Source organism: Pseudomonas sp. JV241A, assembly GCF_900275665.1.
Classification (GTDB): domain Bacteria; phylum Pseudomonadota; class Gammaproteobacteria; order Pseudomonadales; family Pseudomonadaceae; genus Aquipseudomonas; species Aquipseudomonas wadenswilerensis.
Genome location: NZ_OPYO01000020.1, coordinates 53,276 through 66,197 on the forward strand (window position 1 = coordinate 53,276; position 12,922 = coordinate 66,197).

General features: G+C 66.8%; 13 protein-coding genes. All 13 read left to right on the top strand.

Annotation, left to right across the window (positions count from 1 at the left end):
- The first annotated feature begins 82 nt into the window (after positions 1-82).
- The 13 genes from JV241A_RS12460 to abaF all read left to right on the top strand — a co-directional run bounded on the left by JV241A_RS12460 (position 83) and on the right by abaF (position 12,906).
- Positions 83-1,015, top strand: a complete 933-nt coding sequence (locus tag JV241A_RS12460) for a 4-hydroxyproline epimerase (protein WP_134062785.1) — start codon at positions 83-85, stop codon at positions 1,013-1,015.
- On the top strand, positions 1,012-2,127 hold the full coding sequence (locus JV241A_RS12465) for an FAD-dependent oxidoreductase (RefSeq protein WP_134062787.1): 1,116 nt from the start codon (positions 1,012-1,014) through the stop codon (positions 2,125-2,127). The genes JV241A_RS12460 and JV241A_RS12465 overlap by 4 nt, the downstream gene beginning before the upstream one ends.
- Complete coding sequence (locus JV241A_RS12470; protein ID WP_134062789.1) at positions 2,120-2,356, top strand: (2Fe-2S)-binding protein; 237 nt, start codon at positions 2,120-2,122, stop codon at positions 2,354-2,356. Before JV241A_RS12465 ends, JV241A_RS12470 begins: the two co-directional genes overlap by 8 nt.
- Positions 2,353-3,609, top strand: a complete 1,257-nt coding sequence (locus tag JV241A_RS12475) for an FAD/NAD(P)-binding oxidoreductase (protein ID WP_134062791.1) — start codon at positions 2,353-2,355, stop codon at positions 3,607-3,609. The genes JV241A_RS12470 and JV241A_RS12475 overlap by 4 nt, the downstream gene beginning before the upstream one ends.
- A 56-nt stretch (positions 3,610-3,665) precedes the next feature.
- Positions 3,666-4,415 (top strand): AraC family transcriptional regulator, encoded by a 750-nt coding sequence (locus JV241A_RS12480; protein ID WP_115086968.1) that lies wholly within the window; start codon positions 3,666-3,668, stop codon positions 4,413-4,415.
- A 228-nt stretch (positions 4,416-4,643) separates the two neighbouring features.
- Positions 4,644-5,462, top strand: coding sequence for a transporter substrate-binding domain-containing protein (locus tag JV241A_RS12485; protein ID WP_010223880.1), 819 nt, complete (start codon positions 4,644-4,646; stop codon positions 5,460-5,462).
- Positions 5,463-5,472: 10 nt separating this feature from the next.
- Positions 5,473-7,254 carry an aconitase family protein gene (locus JV241A_RS12490; RefSeq protein ID WP_134062793.1) on the top strand — a complete coding sequence of 594 codons (1,782 nt, stop codon included), beginning with the start codon at positions 5,473-5,475 and terminating at the stop codon, positions 7,252-7,254.
- The gene (locus JV241A_RS12495) at positions 7,247-7,912 is read left to right on the top strand and encodes an amino acid ABC transporter permease (protein WP_115086970.1); all 666 of its coding nucleotides are present in this window, start codon (positions 7,247-7,249) and stop codon (positions 7,910-7,912) included. The genes JV241A_RS12490 and JV241A_RS12495 overlap by 8 nt, the downstream gene beginning before the upstream one ends.
- 10 nt (positions 7,913-7,922) lie before the next feature.
- Entirely contained in the window at positions 7,923-8,573 is a 651-nt protein-coding gene (locus tag JV241A_RS12500) for an amino acid ABC transporter permease (protein WP_045196748.1), read from the top strand.
- On the top strand, positions 8,566-9,288 hold the full coding sequence (locus tag JV241A_RS12505; protein ID WP_010223885.1) for an amino acid ABC transporter ATP-binding protein: 723 nt from the start codon (positions 8,566-8,568) through the stop codon (positions 9,286-9,288). The genes JV241A_RS12500 and JV241A_RS12505 overlap by 8 nt, the downstream gene beginning before the upstream one ends.
- A gap of 95 nt (positions 9,289-9,383) precedes the next feature.
- Positions 9,384-10,412, top strand: coding sequence for a proline racemase family protein (locus tag JV241A_RS12510; RefSeq protein ID WP_134062795.1), 1,029 nt, complete (start codon positions 9,384-9,386; stop codon positions 10,410-10,412).
- Positions 10,413-10,536: 124 nt separating this feature from the next.
- Positions 10,537-11,454, top strand: a complete 918-nt coding sequence (locus JV241A_RS12515; protein ID WP_010223887.1) for a dihydrodipicolinate synthase family protein — start codon at positions 10,537-10,539, stop codon at positions 11,452-11,454.
- A 69-nt stretch (positions 11,455-11,523) separates the two neighbouring features.
- Positions 11,524-12,906 carry a fosfomycin efflux MFS transporter AbaF gene (gene abaF, locus JV241A_RS12520; RefSeq protein WP_134062797.1) on the top strand — a complete coding sequence of 461 codons (1,383 nt, stop codon included), beginning with the start codon at positions 11,524-11,526 and terminating at the stop codon, positions 12,904-12,906.
- Positions 12,907-12,922: the final 16 nt, after the last annotated feature.

Here is a 12,922-nt window from a genome sequence, read left to right on the forward strand (position 1 = left end):
GGCGTGGCGTAAAGGCATCAAGCCTGCGCACTGGGGGACAGGCCACTCTGTCGTTCACTTCCCTGAACGGACGCGGCCTCCCATGAAACGCATTACCGTGATCGACTCCCATACCGGCGGCGAACCGACCCGCCTGGTCACCGACGGATTCCCCGACCTTGGCAACGCCAGCATGGCCCAGCGCCGCCAGCGCCTTGCCCAGGAACACGACCAATGGCGCACTGCCTGTATGCTGGAGCCGCGCGGCAGCGATGTGCTGGTCGGCGCACTGCTGTGCGAGCCGGTGGACCCGAGCGCCTGCGCCGGGGTGATTTTCTTCAACAACACCGGTTACCTGGGCATGTGCGGCCACGGCACCATCGGCCTGGTGGTGTCGCTGGCGCACCTGGGCCGGATCGGGCCGGGTGTGCACCGCATCGAAACCCCGGTCGGCACCGTGCAGGCGACCCTGCACGAGGACCACTCGGTCAGCGTGCGCAACGTGCCGGCCTACCGTTACCGCAAGGACCTGTTGCTGGAGGTGCCGGGCCTCGGCCGGGTGGTTGGCGATGTGGCCTGGGGCGGCAACTGGTTCTTCCTGATCGCCGACCACGGCCAGAAGGTCGCCGGCGACAACATCGAAGCACTGACGGCCTACACCTACGCCGTGCAACAGGCGCTGGAGCATCAGGGCATCCGCGGCGAGGACGGTGGCCTGATCGACCATATCGAACTGTTCGCCGACGACCCCGACGCCGACAGCCGCAACTTCGTGCTCTGCCCCGGCAAGGCCTACGACCGATCGCCCTGCGGCACCGGCACCAGCGCCAAGCTCGCCTGCCTGGCCGCCGACGGCAAGCTGCAGCCAGGTCAGAGCTGGCGCCAGGCCAGCGTGATCGGCAGCACCTTCGAGGGCTCGTTCGAGGTCGACGGCGAGCGCATCATCCCGACCATTCGCGGCCGCGCGCACATCAGCGCCGAAGCCACGCTCATCCTCGAGGAAGACGACCCGTTCGCCTGGGGCATTCGCCCGTGAGCGGCGCTGCCGTGGCCGATGTGATCGTGATCGGCGCCGGGATCATCGGCGCGGCCTGCGCGCAGTCGCTGGCCGCCCGGGGCTTGCGCGTGCTGGTGCTGGACGCCGGGCTGCATGGCGCCACGGCAGCCGGCATGGGCCACCTGCTGGTGCTCGACGACAACCCTGCGGAGCTGGCGCTGAGCCAATATTCGCTGCAACGCTGGCGCGAACTGGCCCCACGGCTACCCGCGGACTGCGCCTACCGCAGCAACGGCACCCTGTGGCTGGCGGCCAACGCCGAAGAGATGGCCGTGGCCGAGCACAAGTTCAACGTCCTGCAAGCACAGGGGGTGACCTGCGAGCTGGTCGCCGGGCACGCCCTGCGCCAGCGCGAACCAGCGCTGCGCGAGGGGCTCGAAGGGGGGCTGCTGATCAACGGCGACGGCATCCTCTACGCGCCGGCCACCGCCCGCTGGATGCTGCAATCGCCACGTATCGAACAGCGCCGGGCGCGGGTCACTGCGCTGCAAGGCAAGCGCGTGCGCCTGGATAACGGCCAGTGGCTGAGCGCCGAGGCCGTGGTGCTGGCCAACGGCATCCAGGCCGTTGACCTATGCCCGGAACTGCCGATCGAACCGAAGAAAGGCCACCTGCTGATCACCGACCGCTACCCCGGCACCGTCACCCACACCCTGGTGGAGCTGGGTTACGTGACCAGCGCCCACACTGCCAGCGGCCCGTCCACCGCGTGCAATATCCAGCCGCGCCCGACCGGCCAGCTGTTCATCGGCGCTTCGCGCCAGTTCGGCACCACCGACCCGGCCGTGGAAGGCTGGATGCTCGCGCGTATGCTCAAGCGCGCGACTGAGTACATGCCAGGCCTGGCACACTTGAACGGCATCCGCGCCTGGACCGGCTTTCGCGCCGCCAGCCCCGACGGCCTGCCGCTGGTGGGCCGCCATCCGCACCAGGACGGCCTGTGGCTGGCGGTCGGCCATGAAGGGCTCGGGGTCACCACCGCCCCGGCGACCGCCGACCTGCTGAGCGCGCAACTGTTCGCCGAAACGCCGCCGCTGGCGGCCAGCCCCTACCTGCCAGATCGTTTCCTGGGAGCACTCGCCCATGCCTGACCTGACCCTCGATGGCCGCCCGCTGCACGTGGCCGACGGCACCAGCGTTGCCGCCGCCCTGGCCCTGGGCGGCGATGGCTGCTCGCGCATCTCGGTCAGCGGCCAGCGCCGCGCACCGCTGTGCGGCATGGGCATTTGCCAGGAATGCCGGGTGCGCATCGACGGCCGCCAGCGCCTGGCCTGCCAGACCCTGTGCCGCGACGGCATGCAGGTGGAGACCCGCGCATGAACGAATACACCAACCTGCTGATCATTGGCGCCGGCCCCGCCGGGCTGGCCGCGGCACTGGCCGCCGCGCCCCGCGCCGCGCGCATCGTGCTGCTCGACGACAACCCGCTGCCGGGCGGGCAGATCTGGCGCGACGGGCCGCAGGCCAAGCTGCCTGCCCAGGCCCGACAACTGCGCGAACAGGTACTCGCCTGTGCCAATGTGCAGTACTACAGCGGCACACGGGTGATCGCCCAACCCGGCCCGGACACCCTGCTGGTGGAAGACGCCGAGCGCGGCTGGCAGATCCGCTACGACCGGTTGATCCTCTGCACCGGCGCCCGCGAGCTGCTACTGCCCTTCCCCGGCTGGACGCTCCCTGGCGTGACCGGTGCCGGTGGCTTGCAGGCACTGATCAAGGGCGGGATGCCGGTGCACAACCAGCGCATCGTCATCGCCGGCAGCGGCCCCTTGCTGCTGGCCAGCGCCGCCACCGCCAAGGCTAACGGCGCCCGGGTGCTGCGCATCGCCGAACAGGCCTCGCGCGCTGCCGTCGCCGGCTTCGCCGCGCAACTGCCGCGCTGGCCGCACAAGCTGCTGCAATCGCTCAGCCTGTTCGACCGCCAGTACCGCACCGCCAGCCATGTACTGGCCGCACTGGGCACCGACCGGCTCGAAGGCGTGCGCCTGAAGCACAATGGCAAGGTGGTGGAAATGGCGTGCGACCGACTGGCCTGCGGCTTCGGCCTGATCCCCAACATCCAGCTCGCCCAGGCATTGGGCTGCACCGTGGAGCAGCAGGCGATTGCCGTGGACGCCTGGCAGGCAACCTCGCAGCCCGGTGTCTACGCGGCAGGCGAATGCACCGGTTTCGGCGGCAGCGAGCGCGCTCTGGTTGAAGGTGCGATTGCCGGTTGTGCCGCCACCGGCAATCGTCAGGCGGCGCAGCGGCTGTGGCGCCGCCGCGCGCGCTGGCACGCTTTTGCCAACGCGCTGAACAACACCTTCGCCCTGGACCCTGCGCTCAAATCGCTGGCCACTGCCGACACCCTGGTGTGCCGCTGCGAAGACGTCCCATATGCCGCCCTCGTCAGCCATAGCGACTGGCGCCAGGCCAAGCTTGCCAGCCGGTGCGGCATGGGCGCCTGCCAGGGCCGGGTGTGCGGCGCGGCCACCGCGCACCTGTTCGGCTGGCAACCTTCGGCGCCACGCCCGCCGTTCAGCCCGGCGCGCATCGACACCCTGCTGAGCCTGGACGAAACCGGCGACGCTTGAGATAAACGCCGGGGGCGCTCTATGATCCCGACGGTCGCCCCCGGAACGTCAGCGCCATGCACGCCACGCTCAACCACTTCGCGCCCTGCGACCTGCCGACCCTGCTCAGCAGCCTGCAGCCCATCGCGCCGCTGCTCGACACGCTCAACGATGTGGTGTTCTTCATCAAGGACCGCGAGGCGCGCTACGCCTTCGTCAACCAGACCCTGGCCCGGCGCTGCGGGCGCAAGCACCGCGAAGAGTTGCTCGGACTCACCGCCGAGCACGTATTCCCCGCTCGCTTCGGCCCGCTCTACACCGAGCAGGATCGCCGCGTGCTCAGCAGTGGTCGGGAACTGACCGACCAGCTCGAACTGCACCTTTACTTCGGCAACCAGCCCATCTGGTGCCTGACCCACAAACGGGCGCTCAAGGATGCCGAGGGCAACATTGTCGGGCTCGCCGGTATTTCCCGCGACCTGCAATTGCCCCAGTCGAACCACCCGGCGTTCCACAAGCTTGCCGCCGTCGACGCGCATATCCGCGCCCACTTCACCCGCCCGATCAGCCTCGCCGAACTGACCGCGATCGCCGGGCTGTCGGTGGCGCAACTGGAGCGCCACTGCAAACGCATCTTCCAGCTCACGCCGCGGCAGATGATCCACAAGGCGCGGCTGGAAGAAGCCTCGCGCCTGCTGCAAGACCTCGACCTGCCCATCACCGACATCGCCCTGCGCTGCGGTTACACCGACCACAGTGCCTTCAGCCGCCAGTTTCGCGCCCTCACCGGGCTTTCACCCAGCCAGTACCGCGACAGCCAGCGCTGAGTGTTCCTTTATCGGGCGCTGCGCGCAGGCAGTGCTCCGATATGTAACACCTGCGCGGTGCCCATCTTGCAGCGGTGAAACCGCCTACAACAGCCCTCCTTTGCTTCAGACGCCCTAGCCCATGGGTCGAAGGATTATTCCTACAGCAAGAACAAAACAGGCACGGCCATTGCACTAAAAAATATCGTATACGATATCTAACAGCACTTCTCCGACCACGAGGCACCTATGAAAAACCGCACATTTGCCGTAGCCCTCAGCGCTGTTCTCAGTACCGCCTGCATTGCCAATGCCCAGGCCGACAAACTCGACGACATCATCGGCTCCGGCAAGCTGCGCTGCGCTGTGACCCTGGACTTCCCACCGATGGGCTTTCGCGATGAAGCCAACAAACCCGCCGGGTTCGACGTCGACTACTGCAGCGACCTGGCGAAGGTGCTGGGAGTCGAGCCCGAAGTGGTCGAAACGCCCTTCCCCGACCGCATCCCGGCGCTGGTCTCCGGCCGCGCCGACGTGATCGTGGCGTCCACCTCCGACACCCTCGAGCGGGCCAAGACCGTCGGCCTGACCGTGCCCTACTTCGCGTTCCAGATGGTGGTGCTGACCCGCGACAACACCGGCATCAACAGCTTCGATGACCTCAAGGGCAAGGCGCTGGGCAACACCAGCGGCACCTACGAAGCCATTGCCCTGGAAAAAGATGTGAAGAGCTGGGGCAGCGGCACCTTCCGCGCCTACCAGTCGCAGAACGACACCCTGCTGGCCGTCGCCCAGGGGCACATCGACGCCACCGTGGTCACCAACACCGTCGCCGCGGCCACCCTCAAGTCCGGCAAGTACAAGAACCTCAAGGTCGCCGGTAACGCGCCCTACGTGATCGATTACGTGTCGCTGGGCGCCAAGCGCAACGAGTACGGCCTGCTGCGCTACCTGGACCTGTTCGTCAACCAGCAGGTGCGTACCGGGCGCTACAAGGAGCTGTTCACCAAGTGGGTAGGCACTGAAATCGCCCCGACCGACCTGACCGTGCCACAGGTCTACTACTGAGGTGGGCAGCATGACCAGCACCCCCATCCCCCTGACCGGGCGCAGCCTGGTCGCGGGCGCGGCCCAGGGCCCCTTGCTGTTCGCCGATACCGGGCTGAGCTTCTGGGGCGGGGTCGACGCCTCAAGTGGCGAAGTCATCGACCGTCATCATCCACTGAGCGGCCAGCGCATCGCCGGGCGCGTGCTGGCGATTCCCAGCGGGCGCGGCTCGTGCACCGGCAGCAGCGTGATGATGGAACTGATCAGCAACGGCCACGCACCGGCGGCACTGGTGCTGGCCGAAGCCGACGAGATCCTGACCCTCGGCGTGCTGGTCGCGCAGACGCTGTTCCAGCGCTCCCTGCCGGTGCTGTGCATCGGCAAGGAGGCCTTCGCCGGCTTGCGCGGTGCCGGCTGGGCGCGGGTCGAAGGCGAGCGCCTGAGCCTGTATGCCCAGGCGCCAGGCGATCACTGGCAGGCCCCGCCACCGGCCCAGGGCGACCAGCCTTTCAGCACCCGCCTGAGCCTGGAGCCACAGGACCAGGCGCTGCTCGACGGCAGCCACGGCAAGGCGGCGCAGATGGCGATGCAGATCGTCCTGCGCATGGCCGAACTGCAAGGCGCCGAGCAGTTGCTGGACGTCACCCGGGCACACATCGACGGCTGCATCTACACCGGCCCCGCCAGCCTCGGCTTTGCCGAGCAACTGCTGCGCTGGGGCGCGAAGGTGCGGGTGCCGACCACGCTCAACGCCATCTCGGTCGACCAGCGCCGCTGGCGCGAGCTGGGTATCGACCCGGCGCTGGGCGAGCCGGCCAGCGCCCTGGGCGATGCCTACATGGCCATGGGTGCGCAGATGAGCTTCACCTGCGCGCCCTACCTGCTGGACAACGCGCCGAGCCAGGGCGAACAGATCGTCTGGGCCGAATCCAACGCCGTGGTCTACGCCAACAGCGTGCTGGGTGCGCGCACCCTCAAGTACCCCGACTACCTCGATATCTGCATCGCCCTGACCGGACGCGCGCCGCGCATCGGCTGCCACCTGGACAGCCAGCGCAAGGCCCAGCTGATTGTCGAAGTGCCGGCGCTGGCGGCGCTGGACGACAGCTTCTACCCCCTGCTCGGCTATCACATCGGCGCCCTGGCCGGCTCGCGCATTCCCCTGGTGTACGGGCTGGAACAGGCGCAGCCGAGCCTGGATGACCTCAAGGCCTTTGGCGCCGCCTTTGCCACCACCTCGGCCGCACCGCTGTTTCATATCGCCGGGGTCACCCCCGAAGCGCTGGACCCGGCGCAGGTACTCGAGCCTGGCGCCAGCCTGGCCACCGAGCGTATTGAACTGAAGGGCCTGCTGCACAGCTGGCGCGCGCTCAACAGCGCCCGTGAGCCGCAGGTGGATGTGGTTTCCCTGGGCAACCCGCATTTTTCCTTGAGCGAATTCACGGCGCTCGCGCACCTGTGCCAGGGCCGGCACAAACACCCGGAGGTGGTCGTGGCCATTACCTGCGGCCGCGCGGTGCTCGAACAGGCCCGCGCCGCCGGGCTGATCGCCGGGCTCGAACGCTTCGGCGTGACCCTGGTCACCGACACCTGCTGGTGCATGCTCGGTGAGCCGGTGATCCCGCCAGCGGCGCGCACGCTGATGACCAACTCTGGCAAGTACGCCCACTACGGGCCGGGCCTGGCCGGTCGCCCGGTGCATTTCGCCAGCCTCGCCGAATGCGTCGAGTCGGCCTGCAGCGGCCAGGCCAGCGGCCGCTTGCCGGCCTGGCTGCAACCGGCTGCCTGCAAGGAGGGCCCCGCACATGTTTGACTACACCTTCCAGTGGCGCTCGGCACTGCGCGCCCTGCCAGACATGCTGGCCGGCGCCTGGGTGACCTTCGAGACCGCCGCGCTGTCGATGATCTTCGGGGTGCTGATCGCCCTGGCCCTGACCGTGATGCGCGAAGGCAAGCAGCCGCTGCTGCGCGGCTTTGCCAATGGCTGGGTGTCGATCGCGCGCAACACGCCGTCGCTGTTCCAGATCTACATCCTGTACTTCGGCCTGGGCTCCCTGGGCCTGCATGTCAGTTCCTGGATCGCCCTGCTGGCAGGGATCACCTTCAACAACGCGGGGTACCTGGCGGAGAACTTTCGCGGCGGCCTCAAGGCCGTACCGACCACGCAAATGCGCGCGGCGCGCTCGCTGGGCATGAGCGCCTTCCAGACCTACCGGATGATCGTCATCCCGCAACTGCTGCGGGTGGTGTTCTACCCCTTGACCAACCAGATGGTCTGGGCGGTGTTGATGACGTCGCTGGGGGTGATCGTCGGCCTGAACAACGACCTGACCGGCGTGACCCAGGACTACAACGTCAAGACCTTCCGCACCTTCGAATACTTCGCCCTGGCGGCGGCGCTGTACTACGTGATTGCCAAGGCGATCGTCGCGCTGGCCCGGCTGATGGCCTGGCGGCTGTTCCGTTACTGAGGAGCTCGGCATGTTTTCCACCGGTTTTACCTGGAACGACTTCGTGTTCCTGCTCGACGGGGCGCGCATCACCTTGCAACTGACCTTCTGGGCGATCCTGCTGGGTACCTTCGCCGGGCTGCTGTTCGGCCTGGCCCGGGCCCTGTGGCCACGGCTCAGCCTGCCACTGGCGTGGGTGCTGGATGTGTTTCGCAGCGTGCCGCTGCTGATCCAGTTCGTACTGTTCAACTCGTTCAAGAGCATCGTCGGCCTCGACATCAGCGCCTTCAGCGTCGGCTGCATCGTGCTCGGCGTCTACACCGCCGCGTACTTCACCGAGATCGTCCGCGGTGGCGTCCTGGCGGTGTCGCTGAGCGTGCGCCGGGCCAGCCGTTCGCTGGGCATGAGTTACCTGCAGGACCTGCGCTGGATCGTCCTGCCGATGGCCACCCGGGTGGCGTTTCCCGGCTGGCTGAACCTGGTCCTGGGGGTGATGAAAGACACGGCGCTGGTGATGTGGATCGGCATCGTCGAACTGCTGCGCGCCTCGCAGACCATCGTTACGCGGATTCAGGAACCCCTGCTGGTGCTGTGCATCGCGGGCCTCATCTACTACGTCATGAGCCTGGTGGTTGCCCGCCTGGGCGCCCGTCTGGAAAGAAGGTGGCAGGAAAATGATTGAGATCGAGAACGTACACAAATCCTTCGGCGACCTCGAAGTGGTCAAGGGCGTGAGTCTGACCGTGGACAAGGGCGAGGTGGTGTCGATCATCGGCGGCTCGGGCTCGGGCAAGTCGACCTTGCTGATGTGCATCAACGGCCTGGAGCCGATCCAGAAAGGCAACATCCGCGTCGACGGCGTCGAGGTCCACCACCGCGCCACGGACCTCAACCGCCTGCGCCAGAAGATCGGCATCGTGTTCCAGCAGTGGAACGCCTTCCCGCACCTGACGGTGCTGGAAAACGTCATGCTCGCGCCGCGCAAGGTGCTGGGCAAGAACAAGGAAGACGCCGAGGCGCTGGCAGTGAAACAACTGACCCACGTGGGCCTGGGCGACAAGCTCAAGACCTTCCCCGGCAAACTGTCCGGCGGCCAGCAACAGCGCATGGCGATTGCCCGGGCGCTGGCGATGTCGCCGGACTACATGCTGTTCGACGAGGCCACCTCGGCGCTCGACCCGCAGCTGGTGGGCGAGGTGCTCGACACCATGCGCATGCTGGCCGAGGACGGCATGACCATGGTCCTGGTGACCCACGAGATACGATTTGCCCGGGATGTGTCGGACCGGGTGGCGTTCTTCCGCAACGGCCTGGTGCACGAAATCGGCTCGCCGGACCAGGTGATCGGCAACCCGTTGCAGCCGGAGACGGCGGCGTTCTTGAAGTCGGTGAAATAGAAGCATCGCGGGGCAAGCCCGCTCCTACAGGGATCTCTGTGGGAGCTGGCTTGCCAGCGATGAGGCCTGCCCTAACAACACACGGAGTCCTGTGAATGCGCTCATCCAAGATCATCCACATCGTCAATTGCCACGCCGAAGGCGAAGTCGGTGACGTCATTGTCGGCGGCGTCGCCCCGCCCCCCGGCGCCACCGTCTGGGAGCAGTCGCGCTGGATCGCCAGCGACCAGACCCTGCGCAACTTCGTCCTCAACGAGCCGCGCGGCGGCGTGTTCCGCCACGTCAACCTGCTGGTGCCGCCCAAGGACCCGCGCGCGCAAATGGCCTGGATCATCATGGAGCCGGCCGACACCCCGCCGATGTCCGGCTCCAACTCGCTGTGCGTGTCCACCGTGCTGCTCGACAGCGGCATCCTGCCGATGACCGAGCCCGAAACACGCCTGGTGCTCGAGGCCCCCGGCGGCCTGATCGAGGTCGTCGCCCAATGCCGCGACGGCAAGGTGCAGCGGGTGGAGGTAAAAAACGTACCGTCCTTCGCCGACCGCCTCGACGCCTGGATCGAGGTCGAAGGCCACGGCTCCCTGCAGGTCGACACTGCCTACGGCGGCGACAGCTTCGTCATTGCCGATGCCCGGCAGCTGGGCTTTGCGATCCGCCCCGACGAAGCCAAGGACATTGTCGAGATCGGCCTGAAGATCACCCGCGCCGCCAACGAACAACTGGGTTTCAGCCACCCGCTGAACCCGGACTGGGCGCACATTTCCTTCTGCCAGATCGCCGCGCCCGTCGAGTACCAGGACGGCGTCGCCAGTGGCGCCAACGCGGTGGTCATCCGCCCCGGCAAGATCGACCGCTCGCCCTGCGGCACCGGTTGCTCGGCGCGCATGGCGGTGCTGCAGGCCAAAGGCCTGATGAAGGTTGGCGAGCGTTTCATCGGCCGCTCGATCATCGGCTCGCAGTTCGACTGCCGCATCGAATCACTGACCGAGATCGCCGGGCGCCCGGCCATCTACCCGTGCATTTCCGGCCGTGCCTGGATCACCGGCACCCATCAACTGCTGCTCGATCCAAGCGATCCCTGGCCGCAAGGCTACCGGTTGTCGGACACCTGGCCCGGCGCTTGAAGCCTAACCCGTTGATTTCGAAACACCCTTGAAAACCGATCAGCCACAGCCGTGAAAAAACGCTGGTCCATATTAACCACTTGAAATATCGTATACGAAATACAATAAACAACCGGAGAACACCATGAGCAAGTACGTAAACTGGAGCGGCGTCTTCCCTGCGGTCACCACTCAATTCAACGACGATTTCTCGATCAACCTGGAAAAGACCCACGAGGTGATTTCCAACGTGATCCGCGACGGCGTCTCGGGCCTGGTGGTCTGCGGTTCGGTGGGTGAGAACACCTCGCTGAGCGCCGAAGAGAAAATCGCCGTCACCGAGGTCGCCGTCGATGCCTCCCGCGGCCGGGTTCCGGTGATCTGCGGCGTGGCCGAGTTCACCAGCGTGCAGGCCGCCAAGGTGGCCAACGCGGTGCGCCAGGTTGGCGTCGACGGGGTGATGCTGATGCCGGCGCTGGTCTATGGCTCCAAGCCGTTCGAGACCGCCGAGCACTACCGTTACGTGGCCAAGCACACCGACGTGCCGCTGATGGTCTACAACAACCCGCCGATCTACAAAAACGACGTCACCCCGGACATCCTGATTTCCCTGGCCGACTGCGACAACGTGGTGTGCTTCAAGGACTCCTCCGGCGACACCCGCCGCTTCATCGACGTGCGCAATGAAGTGGGCGATCGCTTCGTGCTGTTCGCGGGCCTGGACGACGTGGTCCTGGAAAGCATCGCCGTCGGCGCCCAGGGCTGGGTCTCGGGCATGTCCAACGTGTTCCCCAAAGAGGGCGAGACGATCTTCCGCCTGGCCAAGGCCGGGCGCTTCGCCGAGGCCATGCCGATCTACGAATGGCTGATGCCGATCCTGCACCTGGACGCCCGCGCCGACCTGGTGCAGTGCATCAAGTTGTGCGAAGCCATCGCCGGTCGCGGCAGCGCGCTGACCCGTCCGCCACGCCTGGCCTTGCCGGAAGCGGATCGCGTCTACGTCGAGCAGATCATGGCCAAGGCCCTGGCCAACCGTCCGCAGCTGCCGGACGTCGGCCTCTGAGTGATTGCCGGGCCGGCTCCGTCCTGGAGACCGGCCTGCCTGTTTTGCGCCCATACAGGAAACGTCAGCATGTCCAGTCACCCTTCCAGCGCAACCAGCCCTTCGGGATTGAAACGTGTCGTGGCCGCGGCCATGGCCGGCACCGTCGCCGAATGGTATGAATTCTTCCTCTACGGCACCGCCTCGGCCCTGGTCTTCGGCCAGCTGTTCTTCCGCCAGACCGACAGCCCCGTCGACGGCATCATCGCCGCCTTCGCCCTCTATGCCGTGGGCTTTCTCGCCCGCCCGCTGGGCGGCCTGGTGTTTGGTCACTACGGTGACAAGTTCGGCCGCAAGCGCCTGCTGCAACTGAGCCTGGTGGTGGTCGGCATCACCACTTTCCTGATGGGCTGCCTGCCGGGCTTCGACAGCATCGGGTATGCCGCGCCGGTGTTGCTGGTGCTGCTGCGGCTGATCCAGGGTTTCGCCTTCGGCGGCGAATGGGGTGGCGCTATCCTGCTGGTGTCCGAGCACTGCCCGGACAACCGCCGCGGCTTCTGGGCCAGCTGGCCGCAGGCCGGGGTGCCGGCCGGCAACCTGGTGGCAACCGTCGCCTTGCTGCTGTTGTCGAGCAACCTGTCGGAAGAGCAGTTCCTGGCCTGGGGCTGGCGTGTCGCCTTCTGGTTCTCGGCGGTGGTGGTGCTGATCGGCTACTGGATCCGCACCAGTGTCGACGACGCGCCGATTTTCAAAGAGGCCCAGGCCCGCCAGGCACAGAAAGCCGAGCAGCAACTGGGCGTGGTCGAAGTGTTGCGCCATCACTGGCGCGCGGTACTGGTGGGGATCGGTGCGCGCTTTGCCGAGAACATTCTCTATTACACCGTGGTGACCTTCTCCATCACCTACCTCAAGCTGGTGGTGCACAAGGACACCTCGCAGATCCTCCTGCTGATGTTCGGCGCGCACCTGCTGCACTTCTTCATGATCCCGCTGATGGGTTACCTGTCCGACCTGGTCGGGCGCAAGCCGGTGTACCTGACCGGCGCGGTGCTCACGGCGTTCTGGGGCTTCGTCGGTTTCCCGCTGATGGACACCGGCAACAACTGGCTGATCATGGCCGCGATCACCCTGGGCCTGGCCATCGAGTCGATGACCTATGCGCCCTACTCCGCGCTGATGGCCGAGCTGTTCCCCACCCATGTGCGCTACACCGCGCTGTCGCTGTGCTACCAGGTGGCACCGATTTTCGCCGGTTCCCTGGCGCCGCTGATCGCCATCAGCCTGCTCAATGAGTTCCACAGCTCGACGCCGATCGCCTGGTACCTGGTCGGCGCCGCGCTGATCTCGATCGTCGCCGTCGGCCTGACCCGCGAGACCCGCGGCAAGTCGCTGCACCAGGTAGACGCCGAGGCCGCCCCGCGCATCGCTGCCGGGCAAGCCGCGCCTGTTCGCCAAGGCCGTTCGCTGGCCTGACCCCCCCATTTTTTCA